20 protein-coding genes and 1 tRNA gene are annotated in these 19272 nt (G+C 66.5%); 17 read left to right on the top strand and 4 right to left on the bottom strand.

Annotation, left to right across the window (positions count from 1 at the left end):
* Positions 1 to 44: 44 nt before the first annotated feature.
* Both htpX and EV382_RS22210 read left to right on the top strand, forming a co-directional pair.
* On the top strand, positions 45 to 920 hold the full coding sequence (htpX, locus tag EV382_RS22215) for a zinc metalloprotease HtpX (RefSeq protein WP_130404793.1): 876 nt from the start codon (positions 45 to 47) through the stop codon (positions 918 to 920).
* A gap of 136 nt (positions 921 to 1056) precedes the next feature.
* A complete protein-coding gene (locus tag EV382_RS22210) occupies positions 1057 to 2316 on the top strand; it encodes an MFS transporter (protein WP_130404791.1) in 1260 nt (419 codons plus the stop codon).
* A gap of 257 nt (positions 2317 to 2573) precedes the next feature.
* Here the strand turns inward: EV382_RS22210 and EV382_RS22205 are convergent, their stop codons facing one another.
* Positions 2574 to 3068 carry a YajQ family cyclic di-GMP-binding protein gene (locus tag EV382_RS22205; RefSeq protein WP_030329827.1) on the bottom strand — a complete coding sequence of 165 codons (495 nt, stop codon included), beginning with the start codon at positions 3066 to 3068 and terminating at the stop codon, positions 2574 to 2576.
* Positions 3069 to 3215: 147 nt separating this feature from the next.
* Here EV382_RS22205 and EV382_RS22200 point away from each other — a divergent pair.
* The 3 genes from EV382_RS22200 (at position 3216) to EV382_RS22190 (ending at position 6249) form a co-directional block, all read left to right on the top strand.
* Positions 3216 to 3299: transfer RNA gene (locus EV382_RS22200), tRNA-Tyr, on the top strand.
* A 585-nt stretch (positions 3300 to 3884) separates the two neighbouring features.
* A complete protein-coding gene (locus tag EV382_RS22195) occupies positions 3885 to 4727 on the top strand; it encodes a hypothetical protein (protein WP_130404789.1) in 843 nt (280 codons plus the stop codon).
* A 637-nt stretch (positions 4728 to 5364) separates the two neighbouring features.
* Positions 5365 to 6249 carry a DNA adenine methylase gene (locus EV382_RS22190; protein WP_130404787.1) on the top strand — a complete coding sequence of 295 codons (885 nt, stop codon included), beginning with the start codon at positions 5365 to 5367 and terminating at the stop codon, positions 6247 to 6249.
* Between the two features lie 31 nt (positions 6250 to 6280).
* Here the strand turns inward: EV382_RS22190 and EV382_RS22185 are convergent, their stop codons facing one another.
* Both EV382_RS22185 and EV382_RS33990 read right to left on the bottom strand, forming a co-directional pair.
* The gene (locus EV382_RS22185) at positions 6281 to 7816 is read right to left on the bottom strand and encodes a ParB N-terminal domain-containing protein (RefSeq protein WP_130404785.1); all 1536 of its coding nucleotides are present in this window, start codon (positions 7814 to 7816) and stop codon (positions 6281 to 6283) included.
* A 430-nt stretch (positions 7817 to 8246) separates the two neighbouring features.
* Entirely contained in the window at positions 8247 to 8669 is a 423-nt protein-coding gene (locus EV382_RS33990) for a GntR family transcriptional regulator (RefSeq protein WP_165435843.1), read from the bottom strand.
* Between the two features lie 550 nt (positions 8670 to 9219).
* On the opposite strand from EV382_RS33990, the gene EV382_RS33570 reads away from it, so the two are divergent.
* From EV382_RS33570 to EV382_RS22160, 4 genes are all read left to right on the top strand, one after another.
* Positions 9220 to 9552 carry a hypothetical protein gene (locus EV382_RS33570; protein ID WP_244236783.1) on the top strand — a complete coding sequence of 111 codons (333 nt, stop codon included), beginning with the start codon at positions 9220 to 9222 and terminating at the stop codon, positions 9550 to 9552.
* 91 nt (positions 9553 to 9643) lie between these two features.
* The gene (locus EV382_RS22170; protein ID WP_130404781.1) at positions 9644 to 9889 is read left to right on the top strand and encodes a precorrin-4 C11-methyltransferase; all 246 of its coding nucleotides are present in this window, start codon (positions 9644 to 9646) and stop codon (positions 9887 to 9889) included.
* A gap of 149 nt (positions 9890 to 10038) precedes the next feature.
* On the top strand, positions 10039 to 10860 hold the full coding sequence (locus EV382_RS22165) for a GntR family transcriptional regulator (RefSeq protein ID WP_130404779.1): 822 nt from the start codon (positions 10039 to 10041) through the stop codon (positions 10858 to 10860).
* Complete coding sequence (locus EV382_RS22160) at positions 10848 to 11624, top strand: glycosyltransferase family 2 protein (RefSeq protein WP_244236782.1); 777 nt, start codon at positions 10848 to 10850, stop codon at positions 11622 to 11624. The genes EV382_RS22165 and EV382_RS22160 overlap by 13 nt, the downstream gene beginning before the upstream one ends.
* On the opposite strand, the gene EV382_RS22155 is transcribed toward EV382_RS22160, so the two are convergent.
* Positions 11608 to 12054 carry a hypothetical protein gene (locus EV382_RS22155; protein ID WP_130404777.1) on the bottom strand — a complete coding sequence of 149 codons (447 nt, stop codon included), beginning with the start codon at positions 12052 to 12054 and terminating at the stop codon, positions 11608 to 11610. The genes EV382_RS22160 and EV382_RS22155 overlap by 17 nt on opposite strands.
* 568 nt (positions 12055 to 12622) lie before the next feature.
* Here EV382_RS22155 and EV382_RS22150 point away from each other — a divergent pair.
* From EV382_RS22150 to EV382_RS22115, 8 genes are all read left to right on the top strand, one after another.
* Complete coding sequence (locus EV382_RS22150) at positions 12623 to 13018, top strand: hypothetical protein (RefSeq protein WP_026267676.1); 396 nt, start codon at positions 12623 to 12625, stop codon at positions 13016 to 13018.
* A gap of 274 nt (positions 13019 to 13292) precedes the next feature.
* Positions 13293 to 14909: an FtsK/SpoIIIE domain-containing protein gene (locus tag EV382_RS22145; protein WP_208758470.1), complete on the top strand. Its 1617-nt coding sequence runs from the start codon at positions 13293 to 13295 to the stop codon at positions 14907 to 14909.
* Positions 14906 to 15160, top strand: a complete 255-nt coding sequence (locus EV382_RS22140) for a hypothetical protein (protein WP_130404775.1) — start codon at positions 14906 to 14908, stop codon at positions 15158 to 15160. The genes EV382_RS22145 and EV382_RS22140 overlap by 4 nt, the downstream gene beginning before the upstream one ends.
* Before the next feature lie 3 nt (positions 15161 to 15163).
* Positions 15164 to 15355 (top strand): hypothetical protein, encoded by a 192-nt coding sequence (locus EV382_RS22135; RefSeq protein WP_130404773.1) that lies wholly within the window; start codon positions 15164 to 15166, stop codon positions 15353 to 15355.
* The gene (locus tag EV382_RS22130; RefSeq protein WP_130404771.1) at positions 15352 to 15894 is read left to right on the top strand and encodes a DUF2637 domain-containing protein; all 543 of its coding nucleotides are present in this window, start codon (positions 15352 to 15354) and stop codon (positions 15892 to 15894) included. The genes EV382_RS22135 and EV382_RS22130 overlap by 4 nt, the downstream gene beginning before the upstream one ends.
* Complete coding sequence (locus EV382_RS22125) at positions 15891 to 17645, top strand: replication initiator (protein ID WP_130404769.1); 1755 nt, start codon at positions 15891 to 15893, stop codon at positions 17643 to 17645. Before EV382_RS22130 ends, EV382_RS22125 begins: the two co-directional genes overlap by 4 nt.
* Positions 17642 to 17827 (top strand): helix-turn-helix transcriptional regulator, encoded by a 186-nt coding sequence (locus EV382_RS22120; protein ID WP_030329852.1) that lies wholly within the window; start codon positions 17642 to 17644, stop codon positions 17825 to 17827. The genes EV382_RS22125 and EV382_RS22120 overlap by 4 nt, the downstream gene beginning before the upstream one ends.
* Complete coding sequence (locus EV382_RS22115; protein ID WP_130404767.1) at positions 17824 to 19260, top strand: tyrosine-type recombinase/integrase; 1437 nt, start codon at positions 17824 to 17826, stop codon at positions 19258 to 19260. The genes EV382_RS22120 and EV382_RS22115 overlap by 4 nt, the downstream gene beginning before the upstream one ends.
* Positions 19261 to 19272: the final 12 nt, after the last annotated feature.

The following is a 19272-nucleotide window of genomic DNA, read 5'->3' as shown; positions in this document are numbered from 1 at the left end:
ACCGGTCAGCGGATCCCGGCGATCCGTGCACCGAAGGAGAGATCGTGCACCACAACCGTCTGAAGACCGCAGCGCTGCTTGGCCTGCTCAGCGCCCTGATCCTGGCGGTGGGCTACTGGTTCGGCGGCAGTGGCGGTCTGGTCATCGCCGTCGTCGTGTCTTTGGTCATGAACGGCGTTACCTACTTTTACTCCGACAAGCTCGCCCTGCGCTCGATGGGGGCGCAACCGGTCACCGAGGCACAGTTCCCCGAGCTGTACCGGATGGTCCGGGAGTTGGCCACCGACGCCCAGCAGCCGATGCCACGGCTCTACGTCAGCCCGACCGCGCAGCCCAACGCGTTCGCGACCGGTCGTAACCCGCAGCACGCGGCCGTCTGCGTGACCCAGGGCATCACCGAGATCCTCGACTACCGTGAGCTGCGCGGCGTGATCGGGCACGAGTTGTCGCACGTCTACAACCGGGACATCCTGATCTCCAGCGTGGCGGCCGGCCTGGCGAGCATCATCAGCCTGCTGGCGAACCTCGCCTTCTTCATCCCGTTGGGCGGTGGGGACGACGAGGACCGACCCAACCCCGCCGTGCTGCTGCTCACCCTGATCCTGGGCCCGATCGCGGCCACGGTGATCCAGTTGGCGATCAGCCGGAGCCGCGAGTTCCAGGCGGACGAGTCGGGCGCCAAGTTGAGCCGCGACCCGCTGGCCCTGGCCAGCGCGCTCCGCAAGATCGACGCGGTGGCCCGACGTCGGCCGTTGCCGGCTCAGGGCCAGCTCACCAGCACCGCCCACCTCATGATCGCCAACCCGTTCCGGGGCGGCGGCATGGCCGCGCTCTTCTCCACGCACCCGAAGATGGAGGACCGCGTCGCCCGGCTGGAGCAGATGGCCCGCAACGCCGGGCCGGTCCAGTTCCAGCGCTGACCCGCTGATCCACCGCCTCCGCCCGTACCCGGCCGCGCCGGGTACGGGCGGAGTGCCGTATTTCCGTTGTCTACCGGCCGGGCGGTGGCGTTAGGGTCACAACGGCTCACGCTCATTACATCCTCGGAGGTTCACGGTGACCGCGCTGCGTCAGTACCAGGGTGTCTGGCGGATCCCCGGCGCGCCCATGCTGCTGATCACCGGCATCATCGGGCGGCTCGGAATCGGCATGACCCCGCTGGCGCTTCTCCTGGTGGTCGAGCAGGTGACCGGGCGCTACTCACTGGCCGCCATCGCCGGCGGCATCTACGCCCTCGCCGGCGCGGCCCTCAGCCCGATCGCCGGACGGATCGCCGACCGGGTCGGCCCCAGCCCCGTCCTGCTGCTCACCGCCGTCGCCCACCCGCTGGCGCTCATCGGGTTGCTGCTGGCGAGCCGCGCCGGCGACGACGCGCTCCCCGTCATCTACCTCGCCTCAGGCATGGCCGGCGCCACCTACCCGCCGCTCACCGCCGCCATCCGCGGCGCCTGGAACGACCTCACCAGCCCCAACTCCGGCCGGTACGCCCTGCGCAACACGGCGCTGGCCGCCGAGACCACGCTCTTCGAAATCGTCTTCGTGCTCGGCCCACTGCTCGTCGCCGGCTTCGTGCTCGTCGCCGACGCGGCAGCCGCACTGGTCGGCGCGGCCGTGGTCACCCTGGTCGGCACGACCGCCGTGGCCCTCGGCCGGGTCATGCGCGGCTGGCGCCCGCACCCGCAGGAGCACCACGCCCGCGGGCTCGGCCCGCTGCGGGTCCCCGGCTTCCCGGCCCTGCTGATCTGCGTGGCCGGCCTGGGCATCGCCTTCGGAGCCGCCGGCGTGACCGTGCCCGCGTTCGCCAGCGAGCACACCACCAACGACCCGGAGAGCCTCGCCGGCCTGCTGCTCGCGGTCTGGGGGATCGGCAGCGCCATCGGTGGGTTCTGGTTCGGCGTCCGCAAGCCGGCACCGAACATGACCCGACAGTTCGCCCTGCTGCTCGCCTCGCTGGCCGCCACCTTCGCCATCTTCGCGGTGATGCCCACCCCACTGGCCCTGGGCGTCGCCCTGGTCGCCGGCGGAGCCACCATCGCGCCCGCGCTCACCCTGGAAAACACCCTGGTCGGCCGGATCGCCCCGACCGGCATGCTGAACGAGGCGTACACCTGGGTGGTCACCGTCGCGGTCGCGTCCAGCGCGGCCGGCGGCTCGGTAGCCGGCGTGATCGTGGACCACGCCGGCGGCGTCCGCTGGGCGTTCCTGTTCGCCGGGGTGGCAGTCGCCGTCGGGGCTGCGGTCGCCGCACTGCCCGCCGGGCCCATCGCCCGCGCCGAAACCACAGCGGTACGCACCGAACACCCCGTCCCCGCCTGACCTCACCCCGCGCGGAGTCCTGACCGGCGCGGGCCTCGCGCGGCGTCTTGCCCCGCGCGGGTCTTCGCGGGGTCTTGCCTCGCGGGCCTCGCGCGGGGTCTTGCCTCGCGGGCCTCGCGCGGGGGCTTGATCGACTCGGGTTCCTGAAAGTCGCGGTGTCCCCATCGCCCGGATGCCCCGACTTTCAGGAACCCGAGTCGATCTCAGCCAGGTGCTTTGCGTCCGGGGGGCCGGTGGCGGGTCGGGATGGGCAGCCGTCAGCGGTAGTTGTTGAACTGGAGGGCGACGCCGAAGTCCTCGCCCTTGAGCAGCGAGATGACGGCCTGCAGGTCGTCGCGCTTCTTGCCGGTCACGCGCAGTTGGTCGCCCTGGATCTGCGCCTGCACGCCCTTGGGGCCCTCGTCGCGGATCTTCTTGCTGATGGCCTTGGCCTTGTCCGCCTCGATGCCCTGGATCACCTTGCAGTCGATCTTGAAGATCTTGCCCGACGGGCGCGGCTCCCCAGCATCCAGCGACTTCAGCGAGATGTTCCGCTTGACCAACTTCTCCTTGAACACGTCCAGTGCGGCGCGGACGCGCTCCTCGGTCTCCGCCTGAAGCCCGATCGCCTCCTCGCCCGACCAGGAAATCTCGGCGCCGGTGCCGCGGAAGTCGAACCGCGTCGCAAGCTCCTTCTCCGCCTGCCGAAGGGCGTTGTCGACCTCCTGACGGTCAACCTTGCTCACGATGTCGAACGACGGGTTCGCTGCCATGTTTCTGCTCCTGCTGTCCGGCGGTCTGGGCCTGCCGTCGGCCGCCGACCAGCGGCACGACCCCCTGACCGTACCCGGTTGCACCGGTACCGGGGGGAGCCGCTATCCTTGCTTCCGCCGCCGCGTTACGACGCGGTGGGGTGCCCTGGCGGGTTGCCCGAGCGGCCAATGGGAGCGGACTGTAAATCCGTCGCGAAAGCTTCAGAGGTTCGAATCCTCTACCCGCCACCAGGTGCAGAAACGGCCCCTGACCAGCAGAGATGCTGGTCAGGGGCCGTTGTCGTTGATCTAACCGAGTCTGGCTGAGTCCAGCCCGCGACGACTGGTTGTGGGCAGATGGTGGGCAGGTTGATCTTGCCCGGTGAGGACTCTTCTGGGGGCTGTGAACGCTGCGGCTGGTGGCTGGTCCTCACCTGGCGGAGTCCGTGGGTGTGGCGAGTGGCTGAGGGGTCCGCGGTGAGGTGTCGCCGGCTGCGGGAGATGGACCGGGGGCAAGCCAGTCCTGGGGTTGGACTGGCGCGGCAGTCGGAAGCCCTGATCGTCGCCGAGGCCGACCGGTTCGGCTTCCGTACCGCCTGGCCGTTGTCGTGCCGCTGGCCGGACCAGCAGGCTCTGGGCGGCGGTCCGGCGGCAGTCGGTGGCTCTCCGCCCCGGCGCCGGAGGCGGCCGGGGCGGCTTGCCGCCGGGCGGGTTACCGCCCCGCGCCGCGCGAAGCGCGGCGCCTTGATCTAATACAGGCCAATCCGGCAATTTACTTCAGCGGGAAGTGCCGATACTTTGACTACTTCCAGGATCGACGCCAACAAAGTAGGCCGGATGGTTGAAGTCAAGTACGCCGAGTATCGCGATTACCTGCAGAAGCGCCAAGCAGCGAACAGTTCCATCATGGCGCTCTTGGCGGGATCGAAGCTTGCGGGCCACCTGCTCTCCCTCACCGCAGGCTCGAATATGACTTTGTCCGAAATCTTTCCAAAAGTCGATCATATCCGTAGCTTCAACCTGAAGAGTCAGCTGGCGACGGATATTCTCGAAGACGCTGAGCATCACCTTGGCCTAATGGCGGTGCCCTACCTGCTCGCCATTCACGAGGATTACCTCAAGGAGTGCCTGTTTCTACTCAGCGATGCAGGGTTAATCAGGCGACGGCAGGCGAGAGACGCCAAGGCAGCAACGATCCACATGCTCTTCGAAACCCACTCATCGACCGCTCTGCCCGTTGAATCAATCGAGCTATATGACCTGATCAGACTGATGCGAAACTGCGTAATCCACAGGGGCGGCACCGCTAGCGAGGAGTTGGCGAAGGCGGCGTCTACCATGTCGACGTCGGCAGCCACCGCCTGGACGAAGATGACTACGCAGCCTCCGCCGGCCTTCGCGAAGCTGGATCGCGTGCGGTTGGGCTACTCGGAGACGGTCGCAACTCTCGCCGTCACAAAGAAGATTGCTCGTGCCGTCAACAGCGGTCTTGCTGTCTGTTGCCCAAGGGATATGTGGCTGGAGCGCCTTGTGGACGACTACGAGGCTCATGCAAATATACCGACCACTGCGGATAAGCGGATGAGGCTTGCCCGCGGCATTAGCAACTTCAACTATTTCCCGTTGCAGTTCAAGGACGTCGAGATTCGTGCCGCGCTGAAAGAGCGAGGCCACCTATAAAGCAAGTGAGGCACCGCTTGAGCGGTGCCTCACTTGGAAGTAAAAGCGGGGCTCTGCCAGTTGAGCTACATCCACCAAGAAAGGTGGCACTGGGATTCGAACCCAGATCTCCCGTTTTCGTGAAGGCTGGAACTTTGAGTCCCTAGGGCTGCACCCGCCTCCGAACTGAGCGATCGTACCACGGCGTGGCATGGAACCGCCAGGCTCTAGGTGCAGGAATCTTGGTGCTCATCCAAGCGGTCACGCTCGGCTGGCTGCCACCAGCAGTGGGCATGTCTGCACCAGCCACATCAAGCCGACTAAGCCAAGACGTGCGGGGAGCCTCCGGGGACCAGGCAACCTGCTCTGATGCGCGCGGTTGCTGCTGAGTAGCAAGCATGGAGGCGTGGCCGCTGTGGCCAGCCCATACCTTCCTAACTCGGCAGTGCTGCGGGCCGGCGTAAGAGCAGGCAGAGGTGATGACTCAGACGATCACGCGACGAATACTTGCGGTCCACGGGGAAGATCCATCAGTCTATGCAATACGCGGGGCGCGTTCTCTGTGTCCGCTCGTGGCTTGGCCGCCAAGGCATGCTGCCAGCGGCAGCTGTCGCATGGCTACCAAGTTCGTCAGCAATACTGCTCAGGGAGGTTGCAGGTGACAGAGTCGAGTACCGCGCCTCTAGAGGTTAGGGCATGGGGAAGAACCGCAGCGGCAAGCCCGCTGAGGTATCCAGGCGGTAAGGCTGCACTTGCTGGCCTCTTCAGAGGGCTCATCGGTCGGCTCGGAACCGACTCCGCCCGTTATGTTGAGCCCTATGCTGGCGGGGCAGGTGCTGGGATCGCCTTGCTGAAGAATGATGTGGTTCAGGAATTAGTCATCAACGACATTGATCCCGCCGTCTATTGCTTTTGGCTGGCAGTTACCTCTAAGTCTCAAGAGTTCGCCGCCAAAATTTCTGATACGCCATTGACCGTGGAAGAGTGGCGGAAGCAGAAACAGATTTACCGTGACGCCGACGAGTCAGATCCGCTATCGCTGGGTTTCGCTTTCTTCTATCTTAATCGCACTAATCGCTCCGGCATTCTTCATGCCGGCCCTATTGGTGGAGTCCGCCAGAACGGGAACTACAAGATTGATGCTCGATTTAATCGAGACCAGCTCGCTGAACGCGTATCTGTAATCGGAAAACTCGCCGCTCGTATCACTGTACTTGGCCGTGACGGAATGTCGATTGTGAAGGATTTCGTCAAGGACGCATCAACCTTCATTTACGTCGACCCGCCGTATGTTGAGATGGGTGGAAGCCTTTACCTGAATGCGTTCACCCATCGAGACCACTCGGACCTGGCCCAGGTACTTAATCGGCACCCCGATGGCAACTGGGTAGTAACCTACGACCCATCCGACCTGATTCGTCAACTGTACAAGGACAATCATGTCAGGGAGTATCAACTCAGTTACAGCGCTCATCGAGCGGGGAAGGCGCGAGAGCTCTTCATCGCCTCGCGCCCTATCGCTCGTCAGTTAAGTCCCGTCTAGCACGAGGTGGGCCTAGTGGTCGAGCGGCTTGCTAGCTTCCCACGATCTCGACCAGGATCGGCTTGATGCGATCCCATGCTTCGTGGACGTCTGCACCTGCAACAAATGTGTCGGGCTCGTGGTTGCTAGCATTCAGAGAAAAGGCGGTCCCGGCATATTGAGCTGCCGGCATTCTGCCTTTGCGGTTGATGGCATTGATAAGAGACGTCATTCGTTGGTCATTCTGGTATGCGGAAGCTAATTCGGTCATGCATGCGCCCAACTGCTTGCCGGTAAGCCGCACTTGCCGGACATTCACAAAATGGTCCTTGATGGAGCATTCGAGCACGGTGCGTAGCAGATCATGTCCAGCGTTAGGAAAGTCTCGGACATCCAGGCGTCGCAACTCCTCAAATCGCCGCCGCAAGCCCGCTGAAGACCCCTTGTATTCGAAGCCCTCCATGTCAAGTCTCGAACGGGTTTCGCCCCGGTTCGGTCCACGAGAGCCAGGCTGCTGTTCTGTGGACCCTGTCTGGTTCACGGTGCCGCCCGGCCCGGGCCCCGGCCCCGAGCTATGCCCTCCGCCAGCTTCGGCAGTCGCGCTGCTGGGGCTGCCGCCGATGCTGGGCTTTGCCTTGCCTGAATTGCCGTCATCGGCTACGTTCGTTGACTCGTTCCGGCTCGCCCTGCCTAATCCCTCAGCACCTGTGGCATCTGACGTTCCAGTTTCAACAACACCAACGAGTTGGCGTAACTGATCAACGAAAGTATCGTGCTCGTCCTTGGAAGACTTGAGCTCCGGGGATCGAGTATTCAGTCTCTTGGCGCGGAACTCGCCTAACAGGTAGATCAGGCCGCGACGCTGCCCCTCGGACAATTTCTTGCTGGCCAGTAGCCCGTCTTTGTTGAAGTTGAGGCCAAGCGCTTGCCGGATTTTAGGCAGTTCATAGGCGTACTCGAACGCAGTCATTTTCAACTGGCTGGTCTTGACGAACTTTTCGAGGTCGGGATCGTCGTATTTCATGCTGCGAATCAGCTCACGCATTTCACCCATGCGAATGAAGCTGGCTATCGAAGTGGTCCCGATGGGGTAAATTGTACGAAGGTCGTCGGCAGTGACCGAGGATGATAGTTGGGCATGGTAGAAAACAGCCTGCTGCTCACGCAACCAGGCCTTCTTCGCATTCCGCGTGTGCAGTCTCGCCAACAGTGGCTGAGCCGCCTCGCGAGATGGGGCCACCATCACGCGCACTTGCGTCGGCTTGTCAGCGTCGGGGAAACGGCTAAGTAGCCGCTCAATGCGCGGGGCGGACTTGCCCAACAACTCAGGGTTTTGGATAGCTTTGAGCGCAGTGATGCGCCGGTTCCCCTCTACGACAACGTGCCGCCCATTGTCTATCACTACAACGGGCAAATCGTTGTCCAAGTAACCGTCTCGGAGAATATCACGTACCAGGTCTAGGAGATCCTCTGCCTCGACGAGGTAGTTCGCGATCGCAGATTCGTCGATAGTTTCGGCTGGAATCCTGACGTTGCGGATGTCGAGCTCTAGCTCGTAAAGCTCTCGATCTTCGATCGGCCAACGCATACCCAATCCCTTGCCTCTCCTTACCGACCCGATTTTTGCTGGAGCCAACGTTGGCCCGCTATGGATTCGGGGCTTTAGGGCACCAAGCTCGATACCCTAGTCGAACGATAAGAGCTTCACCATCCCGTGTGTGGTGCTGATCCTGGACTGCCTCAACAAAAGGTTCGCCTCAGGTCAGCTGTCGAGTAACGGCCGCGTATTGTCGCGCATGCAGGAAGCCCTCGGGCTCTTCTGTCCGCTGGTCGACAGAAGTGCGGGCATCAAATCTGTCGCGTCGCCGCTGTCCAGCGGCCTCTGGGGGTCGGGCGCTTAGGTTGCCGTGGCACGTGAGCCGATGTCAGCCTGGCGCGCCTCGCTTGCGACGCGAGCGGGCCCTCAACGCAGGTGGCTCCTGGGGAGCAATTCGGGAGCAATTGGGGTGCAAGCAGGGCTATTGGTTTGGTCGAAGCAATCTGTACGTTCTGACGACTGCCTGGACGACTCCATCTCTCCGGTCAATACTCTGATGCTCGACCAGAGCTGTACCTACCTCGACGGAGAAGAGGGCTGCAAGCTCTGGGTCTGCGGCAACTTCCTGCGGTCTGGCCTCAGCGCGACCGCCTGTGACAGCCCTTCCGACCTTCGGGCGCAGGCTTGCGTAGGTGCCGCGGCCGTGTTCCGTGACGACCAGGGCGGCTTCGCGCAGTACCGCTATGGCTTGGCGGATGGTGCCGCGACTCGCTCGGAACTCAGCAGTAAGGATGCTCTCGGTTGGTAGTAGAGCGCCGGGCGGAATGGCGCCGCTCTCGATGCGCTCTCTCAACTCTTCGGCGATGGCGCGGTAGCGGGGCTGTCCGTAGTGCGGGGTGGGCACCTGCTCACCGTACCTGGCACTTGTCTTACCAAGTGCCAACCAAGTGACCTGTTTCGACGTCTGGACAAGTCGTTCACTTGTAGATACGTTCCCTGGTGTGCGGCCGGGGTGACGGCCCGTGTCAGGGGTGGTCTCGCGCTAGCCCTGATGCACCTGATGTGCGGCGTCCTGTCGGACCGGTTGCGGTAGCCGCGCTTACAAGTTGGCTCGGCGATACCCGACCCGTCCGGTGTCGGACGGTGCGCCGTGCCCTCATCCGGGCTGGTGGCCAGTCGCATTCCCCCGTGGCTGGCCACCGGCCCCCGCCTACCTGCGGAGGTGCGATGTCCGGCTCTCATCGTCGACACCATTGGCTCTCATCCTGGTGGTCTCAGAGGCGCTCATCTGCCCTGCGTGCCACCAGTAACGTTCAGTCGAGTCCACGCCCGGCACCTACTACCCCCTCGCCGAGATGGTCGGCGGCGGCCACCCGCGAACTGCCTGCGCTCCGGTATGCGCCCTTGATGACGCGAGCCCAGCTTTTTCGAGGCAACGGCGGGCGGTGGCCGCGATGAGTCGTACGAACAACCCCGCTCCCGTCACGAGCCACCCGGACTGGTGCGCCCCGGATCGCTGCGGCTACCTGGTGCCGCCAGTGATGACGCACATGGCCCGCCGTCACCGCGGCCCGATGCAGCGGGTCGGCGAGAACCGGGCGGGCGGACTCGTCGTCACCTACCTCATCAGTGACGCACTGGGCAGTCCCATGGTCGGTGTCCACGTGACGTGCCGGGCCGGGATCGCCTGGGCAGAGTTGCCCTTGCCGCAGGCGGCCCAACTGGTCGAGCAACTTCACGGATTGCTGGCACAGATCACAGGGCGGCAGAGGGCCGGCGATGAGTGAGGGTGCTGCCCTTCCAGAGGGCCGGTCGCCGTCGCCGATCGCGCCGGTCGTGTGCCCGGTCTGGTGTCGAGGCTGCGGACCGAACGACCCGATGCACCGCGGGTTTCTCACCACGATCGGGCGGGAGCGGACCGGGTGGGTCACCGTCCAACTGGTCGTCGACCGGTTCGCCCGCCGCGACCTGGCCGTGAAGCTCGACGCGACCCGTTACGGCGCGACGCAGACCGTACTCCTGTCGTGCGCCCAGGTGGACCGGCTCATTGACGAGCTGGTCTACGCCCAGCTGGAGATGCTGATACCGGCAGACGGTGGCGAGCAGGCCGGAGAGAGGCGGTGAACGCCAACACCCGTCGGGGCTCAGCCGTTCCTCGTACTCCTGGCCTGCGCCCTGCGCGGTCACCGCGAGCAGCGGTAGCCGTACCGCCGGTTCCTGAGCGGCCTGCCGGCGGGACCACCTGGCAGACGTTGGAACGTCTAGGGGGTACGGTGACCGGTGTGCAAGGCCGGGACTGGCGCCCTCGCTACCTGCAGCTCGCGGAAGAGTTGCGGGCGAAGATCGTGAGCGGCGAACTGGCCCCCGGCACTCTGATGCCTAGTGAGACTGAGTTGGCCGACACCTCGGGCCTGTCGCGAACGAGCGTCCGCAACGCCATCCGGCAGCTCCGGGAATGGGGCCTGGTTCGCGCGGAGCAGGGGCGCGGGACTTACGTGCGGGCACCCCGCCAGCGGGTACGCCGCCGCAACACCGAGCGGTACCAGTGGGAGAAGGAACGCGTCCTGCTCGACGAGGACGAGCGGCTCAAGACCGGCGCCACCGAGCATGACACCGGCCTGACCGTCGATGATCTCAAGTTTCACGCCGAGTACTCCCGGGTGGAAGCTGATGCGGAGATGGCGGCGGCGTTGCAGGTCGAGCCGGGTACGCCGCTGCTGCGCCGGGTCTACTGGACATCCTCGAAGCACGAGAACGCGCCGCTGACCATGTCGTACTCCTATCTGCCTTATGAGCTGGTGGCCGCGAACCCGGACCTGCTCGACGAGAGCAAGGAGCCGTGGCCCGGCGGTACACAGCATCAGCTCTACACGCTCGGCATCGAGCTGGATCGTATCGACGACGAGATCCGGGCACGTCCGCCGTCACCGGATGAGGCCGAGTTGCTGGACATCGACCCGGGCGTCTCCGTGCTCACCGTGCGGAAGACCTCCACCGACACCACCGGCCGGATCGTCGAGGTTGCCGACGTGGTGATGCCGGGCGATCGCACCGAGCTTGTCTACTCCCACAAACTCCAGCGGTGGAAAACTTGACGCAGCTCGTCTCGGTCATCACCCCGGTTCACGCGCCCAGCATCGAGTACCTGGCTGGCGCCTACGAGTCGTTGGCCAAGCAGGAAATGCCTGACGGCTGGGACTGGGAATGGCTCGTCCAGGAGGACGGGCAGGCCGCCGCCCTGGTCGACGCGCTGCCCCACGATCCCCGGATAAGTCTCGGCACCGGCCGTCCTGGTGGGCCTGGCGTTGCCCGTACCCTCGCGCTTGCTCGCGTCTCCGGTCAACTCATCAAGGTGCTGGACGCTGACGACCAGTTGACCCCCGGCGCGCTCGCCCGGGACATCGTCGCATTCGACGCACACCCGCAGATCGGCTGGACCACCTCGCGGGTACTCGACCTGCTACCCGACGGGTCGACCGCCGGTTGGGACAAGGACCCGGCCGGCGGTCTCATCGACCGCGGTTCGGTTCTGTCGTTCTGGCGGGCCAACGACTACCGGGCATCGGTGCACCCGGCGACGCTGTGCCTGCGGCGGGATCTCGTCTTCGCCCTGGGTGGCTGGATGGCCCTTCCCGCCTCCGAGGACACGGGCCTGCTGCTCGCGGCCAACGCCGTCAGCGCCGGCTACTTCACCCGCGAGTACGGGCTGCTCTACCGCAAGTGGCCCGGCCAGGTCACCAGCCATGCCGCGCATCGGGAACCGGCCGAGTATCAGGCCCGGATGAGGATCATCGAGGCCAGAGCCGACACCCTGGCCTCGATGCTGCCGAACGGTCTACCGCTCACTCCTCTGGCGTAGCCTCGTGCCCCGGCATGCCGTGTGTACGCCGCCGCTCCTTCATCTCCGCTTCGTAGATGTGCCGCCGACCGCCGGCTAGCTTCTCCCGCGCGTCCCGTTCGATCTCCTGGAACGCCGCGTAGTAGCCGTCGTCGAACTCCTCCAGGATTTGGAAGGTCCAACGGCCGGGTAGCAGATTTCGGCCTAGGAGTTCGCGCTCCACCCGGTCGGCGATCTCCTGATGCCCGGCCTCACGCATAAGCTCCACAACTTTGTCGAGCGTAAGGTCGGCGCCGCCCACGAGTTGATGTGCCGAGTAAAGGTGTCCCCGTACACGGTGCACCGTCTCCAGGGATTTACTCAGTTCACCCAATGCTTCAATGGTTTTGTCGTCGACATCGGGGGGCCTGTGGTGCTCCTGATCGACTGATCTGGCGTCATCGTCTCTCATGGTCTCTTAGTACCCCATGGGGCTACCACGACACCCGCCGGGGGATCGCTGGCCAGCAGCAATCCCCCCAATCATTGGCGGCTACAGAGGTAGGTGCTGCCGCAGCAGCACGATGACTAGAGTCATAATCCACATCAGATCCTTCTTCGAAATGCTAAAAGAGATTTTTGAATTAAATTTGAAGTCCAGCATAGATAAAGCTATCCTCTCTAGGGAGTGAGTTTGCGATTATTGGCCTCGGTTTGGCCGGCTGTCGCGACACCAGAACTTTAGCGCTCTACACCTACTTGGGTCAAGTGTCAAGTATAGTCTAATCAATCTATAGTTCCGCCTTCGCGCGCCATTTCAGGCGCCTACCTTTCGCCTGATTTATATGCCCGATCTAAATTAGTTAGACTAATTCTTTGGTGTCTTTATAAATGATTTAGAGTAAATTCTTGGGGCTGGATGATCGGATCGCCTGGCCGGCGCCCGCCTGCACCCCCGTGACTTGTTGACTTGTCTGCCAAGTGCCGTCTACCTTGGAGTCTCAACTTGGCAGACATGCCAACAACCTGGAGGTTGAGCGATGGCTCTGCGTGGCGGTACGAGGTTCGCCGTGCGTTGTGAGGACGTGTTCCCGGCGGGGTGCGCCCTGGTCCCCGAGTCCCTGGGTGAGGTCGAGGACTACGACGAGAAGACCGGCCGGCGCAGCCCGGCGAAGGACAAGCTGACCGGCCAGCGGGTGTGGCAGGTCCGCGTGATGGACCTGGACCCGGAGCTCGGCAAGCGCTCTCGGGAGACGACGGTCAAGATCTCCGCCGACTACCAGCCGGTCCCGCCGACGGGTGCGCCGTTCGAGGCGGTGGAGTTCGAGGGCATGACGGTCACGCCGTACGTGTCGAACAACAACCGGATGGCGTACTCGCTGCGGGCGACCGGGATGCGAGCGCCGGCGGGCGTGGCCAAGAAGGCGGCGGCATAGCCGTATCAGGTGGGGGCGGGGCTGTCAGGTCTTGGCGGACGGCAGCCCCGCCCTCTGTCTCTTCCCCCTGCTCTGTCGAGAGAGGTAGTGACGTGTCCAAGCGTAGGCGTTCGCCTGCCCCGGCTCAGCCTCGGTGCGGCGTGTGTCAGTCCCGGTTCGACCCGGCCGGCGGTGCGGCTGACCGCTGCCCACTCTGTGTCGGGCAGCTCGTTCTCCCGTTCCCTCCGGTCCGCGATGCGTCGGGCCGGTTCGTGTCGATGCGGGGTGCGCGATGATGCGCCGGCCGCGTGGCGAGGTGGTGCTGACGACCGCTGGGGATCTGCTGGTGCTCCGGCCGAAGCGGTTCGTCCTGCCGATGTGGGCGGTCGTGCTCGGCCTGGTGCTGCGCTGGCTCGCCCGGGGCTGCTGGTGGTGCCTGCGCCACCCGGTCACCGTCGGCCTAGTCGTGCTCGCCGTCGTCCTCTACGCCGACTACGGCTGGGCGGGCCTGGTCGTGCCGCTGGTCCTGGCCTCGGCGGTGTCGGCCGTGTGGCGGTGGCGCGATGAAGCGTCCTGGTGGCGGTGGGGCGCCGGGCCGCTGCTCGGCCGGTTCCGTCAGGTCTTCGTCTACCGGCGGGCCTGGCGGGAGGCCATGACCCTGTGCGGCCTGGCCGAGACGTACGACCGTCGCGCCGTCCTGCCCGAGCTGCTGCGCGTGCGCTCGGATCAGGCGCTCGACGTGCTGACCATCCGCATGGTTCGCGGGCAGACCCCGGCCGACTTCCAACAGGTCACGGCGAACCTCGCGTACGCCTTCGGCCGGCGGCACGCCCGGGTCTACTCCGAGCGGCCCGACGACCCGCCGACCCGTAGCGGCTACTGGGCGCTGCTGCTGCGGCTGGTGGACCGGGTGCGGTTCCGGGACCGGCCGACCGTGGTCTACCTGGTGCTCGTCCGCACCGATGCTCTGCGTCCGGTGGTGGCGCCGTTCGACGCTCCGGCCGTCCCCGACTTCACCGCGCTGCCGCTGGCTCGGCGGGAAGACCTGGGCACCTGGTCCCTGCACCTGCTCGCCACGCACATCCTCATCGGTGGGGCCACCCGGTCCGGTAAGGGCTCGGTGCTCTGGTCGCTGGTCCGGGCGCTGGCCGGCGGCATCACCTCCGGCCTGGTCCGGCTCTGGGTGATCGATCCCAAGGGCGGGATGGAGTTCGCCATGGGCCGGCCGTTGTTCGCCCGGTTCGCCTGCAAGTCGTTCGAGGCCATGGCCGACCTCCTCGACGAGGCCGTGGCCGTGATGCGAGAGCGGCAATCCCGGCTCGCCGGCAGGGTCCGGGTGCACACCCCGACCGAGGCTGACCCCCTGGTCGTGGTCGTCATCGACGAGATGGCCGCGCTGACCGCGTACCTACAAGACGTCGACCTGCGCAAGCGCATCGCCGGCTCGCTCGGGCTGCTGCTGTCCCAGGGTGCCGGGGTCGGCGTGCTGGTGGTGGCCGCGTTGCAGGACCCCCGCAAGGAGGTGCTGCCGTTCCGGGACCTGTTCCCGACCCGCATCGCTCTCGGCCTGACCGAGGCGGCTCAGGTCGACCTTGTGTTGGGCGACGGTGCCCGCAACCGGGGCGCCCTGGCCGACCAGATGCCCCGATGGGCCAAGGGCGTCGGCTACGTGATCCTCGACGGCACCCCGGAACCGATGCGGGTCCGGTTCTCCTACGTCACCGACGACCACATTCGGGAACTGGCCCAGCAGTACCCGGCCCCGGCCGACGCCGCGGACATCCTCGCCCAGGTCGGCCGCGAGTCGACGCCCGAACCGGTCCGGCCGGCCCTGCCCCGGCAGCGTCGCGGGCCACTGCTGCCCGACGCGCTGCGCAACATCCTCGACGCCGACGGGGATGAGTCGCGGTGACCGCCCCGACCTTCTACCGGCTCCGTGCACCCAACCCGGACGGCGCGAGCAGCACTGCGGTGTCCGTCCGCGTCGACCCCGCCCGGCCCGACCCGTACCCGGTCTATCTCGCCGTCGGCGGCGGTCGGCGCCGCATGTACCTGACCCCCGACGAGGCGTGGGCGCTGTGGCGCTGCCTCTCCGAAGCGGTGGCCTCCCTCGGCGAGCCACCCGACCACATCCGTACCCGCGTCGCCCCGGCCCGGAGGTAACCGATGTCCCTCAAGAGCTTCTTCCTCGGCGCCCACCGTCTCAAGCCGCTGCACATCGACCTGAACGGCTCCCCGGACCGACTCGCCGCCGCCCTGCACGGCTTGGCGCACATGGTCCGCCGCCGCAGTGACCTCGACGGGCAGCGCATCCGCATCACCGTCACCATTCGCATCCCGGAAGGTGACTTCGAATGATCCGCCACCGAGCCGAGTCGGGCATCCGGGTGCTGATCCTGCTCGCCATCGGCACCATGGCCGGCGCCGCCGCCTTCACCCACGTCCACGACCTCACCGTCGCCCACGGCCAACCCGACTGGATCGGCTGGGCCAACGCCGTAGCCGTCGAGCTGATGGCCATCTACCTCGGCCTAGAGATCCGCGCCCGCCGCCGTGATGGTCGACCCGCCGGCCTGGTCGGCGTGCTCCTGATCGCGTTCGCGCTGCTCTCCCTCGCCGCCCAGGTCGCCGAAGCCGAACCCTCCGTCTGGGGCTGGATCGTCGCGGCCGTTCCGTCGCTGGCCTTCCTCGCCCTGGTCAAGGTCGTCCTGTCCAGCGCACCCACCACCCCGCCGGCTCCCGAGCCCGACCAGCCGCAGGGTGACTGGTACGACGAGCCGCAGCCTGTCGAACCCGCGCCGCCGGCTTCGGTGATGCCGCCGGCATCAGTCCCGGTGCTGCCTCCGGCCGTTGTCGTCCCGTCCAACCGGCCCCAGGTCGTCGGGATCATCCGATGACGGCTCCAACCCTGCCCGGCCTCGAACCCGCCCCGGCCCCGGTTGCTCCTCGGCCGGGGTCGCGGGCGGCCCGCATGGCGCTACCCCGCTCGATCGACGTGCTGAAAGACATCGCCATCGAGTACGGCGTCTGCGTCCGCCCCCTGGCAATGCGCCGCACCGACCTCGACACCGGCCTGACCGAAGTCATCGACCTGCCCTGTGGCGCGACCCGCGAGGACAAGTGCCCGCCGTGCGCCAAGAAGAACCGCCGGCTACGGCAAGCCCAGATCCGCGAGGGCTGGCACCGGGCCGACGAGCCACTACCCGGCCCGGAACCCGCAACCGAGGCACAGAAGTCCCTGATCCTGTTCCGCGCACACCTGGAGTTCTCCCGCGACGAGGCCGTACGCGCCGCCCAGTGGGACCAGGTGACCGACCTCGACGAGGCAATCCGCGAGGTAGAGGAAGCCATCGCCGCTGAGGGCCTACGCGGCCGCGTCGGACCACCGCACGCCACCGACGACGAGGACCAGGACGACGAGCCCGGCCCAAGGCGCAAGCGCTCCACGAAGCGACGCCAAGATGCTCCCGAACTGCCCCGGCGCAAGGTCGAGCGCCGCACCGTCGGCAAGACCTACACCGCCCCCGACGGCGCCACCTACCAACCGTCGATGTGGCTCACCCTCACCCTCGACTCGTACGGCCCGGTCCGCCCCGACGGCACCCCCGTCAACCCGGCCAGGTACGACTACCGCCGCGCAGCCTGGGACGCCGTGCACTTCCCCCGGCTGCTCGACCGGTTCTGGCAGAACCTCCGACGGTGCGAAGGCTGGAACGTCCAGTACGCCGGCTGCGTCGAGCCGCAACGCCGTCTCGCCCCACACGCCCACTTCGCCATCCGCGGCACCATTCCCCGCGACGTCCTCCGCACCGTGGCGGCGGCCACCTACCACCAGGTGTGGTGGCCCTCGGTCGACGTCCAGCGCTACACCCTCGACCGGCTCCCGATCTGGGACGAGCAGGCAGGGGCATGGGTCGACGCCGACACCCGCGAGCAACTGACCACCTGGACGGAAGCCCTCGACGCCATCGACGACGACCCGGACGCGGACCCGGTGCACGTCGTCCGCTTCGGCGCCCAAGTCGATGCCCGCGGCGTCATGCCCGGCACCGAGGACGCCGAGCGGACCATCCGGTACGTCACCAAATACATCACCAAGCACACCGGCGACTGCCACAAGGCGACCACCGACCGGCAACGCAAGCACCTCGACCGGCTCTGGCAGCAACTCCAGCTGACCCCCTGCACCGACCGCTGCGCCAACTGGCTGCTCTACGGCGTCCAGCCGAAGAAGGCGCACGCCAAGCTCAAGCCCGGCCGCTGCAAGGGCAAGGTCCACCAGCGCGACACCCTCGGCATCGGCGGCCGGCGCATCCTCATCTCCCGCGACTGGTCTGGCAAGACCCTCGCCGACCACAAGCACGACGCGCGGGCCTGGGTGCGGGCACTGCTCGGCGTCACCACCGACGGCACCCAGCTCGTCGACGACCAGGGCGACACCACCGAACGGGTCCGGCACGCATGGGAACTCGCCCGACCCGACGACCCCGATGTCGGCCCGATGACCCACCGACTCATGCGGTCGATCAGCGAACGCGCGCGCTGGCGGTCCGAACTGCTCGCCGCCAAGGACCGGGCCGCGCAGGAGTCCCCAGATCTTTCGGCAACTCAGCACAGCGCACAGCACGACGGGGAGGAACCGCAGTGAACGAGGAGTTGTTGACCGTGCCGGAAGTGCTCGCCGAGCTGCGCGTACCGCGCTCGACCTGGTTCTACTGGCGGCAGACCGGCAAGGGACCACGGGTGATCAAGCTTCCGAACGGACAGCTGCGGGTCCGCCGGTCGGCGCTCGGTCGGTGGCTCGGGGACCTGGAGCAGGACGCGGCATGAAGAGCTACGAGGTCCAGATTTGGGAGATCGCCAAGCGCGCCGACCGGAAGGCTCGGCCGTGGCGGGTCCGCTGGGCGGTGAGCGGCCAACGCTTCGAGGACATGTTCCGTACCAAGGCCCTGGCGCACTCGTTCCGCGCCGAGCTGGTCCAGGCGGCCAACGCGGGGGAGCCCTTCGACCCCGCAACCGGGCGCCCGGTCTCCGAGGCCAGAACCAAGAACCCCACCACCTGGTACGCCCACAGCCGCGCGTACGTCGAGATGAAGTGGCCCCGGGCGGCGGCCAAGACCCGGCGCTCGATCGTCGAGGCGCTGACCTCGATCACGGTCACCCTGACCCGGCCGACAAAGCGCGGCCGACCGACTGACGCTCTGCTCCGTGAAGCGCTCTACCTCTACGGCCTCAACCCCCGCCGCTGGTCCGACGAGATCCCGCCCGACCACGCGGCAGCGCTTGCCTGGCTGGAAACCGCGTCCCTCCCGGTCGTCGAGCTGGACTCGCCCGCGATGGTCCGCCGCGTCCTCGACAGCCTGTGTGTACGCCTCGACGGCAAGCCCGCGGCTGCCTCCACCGTCCAGCGGAAGCGCGCCACCTTCTACAACGTGCTCGGGTACGCCGTCGAGCTGGAGCTGATCGCCTCCAACCCGGTCGACCGGGTCCAGTGGACTGCTCCCGAGGTCGCCCAGTCCATCGACCGGCGGGTGGTGGCGAACCCGGCCCAGGTCGCCACGCTGCTGGAGGCGGTGAAATCTCTCGGCAAACGCGCCGACAAGGTCACGGCCTTCTTCGGCTGTCTCTACTACGCGGGGATGCGTCCCTCCGAGGCCGCGGACCTACGGCGGGAGGACTGCGACCTTGCCGGCCGGTGCGCCGACTGCGGGGCCGACTTCGACGACCTGGCGGCGGTCAAGCCTTCCCGGTCCTGCGACCACGAGAAGATTGAATACCGCTGGGGCCGCCTGGTGCTCGCCGGTACCTCGCCGCGCGCCGGGTCGCACTGGACCGATGACGGCGGCTCCCACGAACGGCGCGGGCTCAAGCACCGGGGGAGGGCCGAGACTCGTACGGTCCCGATCCCGCCCCGGCTCGTCGAGCTGCTGTGCGTGCACGTCGAGAATCACGGTGTCGGCCCGGACGGTCGGTTCTTCCGGGGCCTGCACGGTGGGCCGCTCTCCGAGTCGGTCTACGACCGGTGGTGGAAGCTTGCCCGCGAGAAGGCGCTGACCGAATCGCAGGTCGCCTCGCCGCTCGTCCGCCGGCCCTACGACCTGCGGCACGCGGCGGCCTCGCTCTGGCTGAATGCCGGCGTGCCGCCGACCGAGGTCGCCCGACGCCTGGGCCACGGCGTCGCCGTCCTGCTCCGCGTCTACGCCAACTGCATCGACGGCGGAGACGACACCATGAACGACAAGATCGGCGACGCCCTCGGATGACTGACCGGGTTT

The organism is Micromonospora violae (assembly GCF_004217135.1).
Lineage (GTDB): Bacteria > Actinomycetota > Actinomycetes > Mycobacteriales > Micromonosporaceae > Micromonospora > Micromonospora violae.
This window is presented reverse-complemented; position numbering and strand designations above follow the sequence as displayed.

Bases quoted from the DNA above. Each gene is read 5' to 3' on its own strand.
- EV382_RS22155 (WP_130404777.1), bottom strand. From the start codon at position 12,054: ATGAGAGACGATGACGCCAGATCAGTCGATCAGGAGCACCACAGGCCC.
- EV382_RS22195 (WP_130404789.1), top strand. From the start codon at position 3,885: ATGGTTGAAGTCAAGTACGCCGAGTATCGCGATTACCTGCAGAAGCGC.
- EV382_RS22205 (WP_030329827.1), bottom strand. From the start codon at position 3,068: ATGGCAGCGAACCCGTCGTTCGACATCGTGAGCAAGGTTGACCGTCAG.
- EV382_RS22185 (WP_130404785.1), bottom strand. From the start codon at position 7,816: ATGCGTTGGCCGATCGAAGATCGAGAGCTTTACGAGCTAGAGCTCGAC.
- EV382_RS22150 (WP_026267676.1), top strand. From the start codon at position 12,623: ATGGCTCTGCGTGGCGGTACGAGGTTCGCCGTGCGTTGTGAGGACGTG.
- EV382_RS22135 (WP_130404773.1), top strand. From the start codon at position 15,164: ATGTCCCTCAAGAGCTTCTTCCTCGGCGCCCACCGTCTCAAGCCGCTG.
- EV382_RS22145 (WP_208758470.1), top strand. From the start codon at position 13,293: ATGCGCCGGCCGCGTGGCGAGGTGGTGCTGACGACCGCTGGGGATCTG.
- EV382_RS22170 (WP_130404781.1), top strand. From the start codon at position 9,644: ATGCACCGCGGGTTTCTCACCACGATCGGGCGGGAGCGGACCGGGTGG.
- EV382_RS22125 (WP_130404769.1), top strand. From the start codon at position 15,891: ATGACGGCTCCAACCCTGCCCGGCCTCGAACCCGCCCCGGCCCCGGTT.
- EV382_RS22115 (WP_130404767.1), top strand. From the start codon at position 17,824: ATGAAGAGCTACGAGGTCCAGATTTGGGAGATCGCCAAGCGCGCCGAC.
- EV382_RS33570 (WP_244236783.1), top strand. From the start codon at position 9,220: ATGAGTCGTACGAACAACCCCGCTCCCGTCACGAGCCACCCGGACTGG.
- EV382_RS22130 (WP_130404771.1), top strand. From the start codon at position 15,352: ATGATCCGCCACCGAGCCGAGTCGGGCATCCGGGTGCTGATCCTGCTC.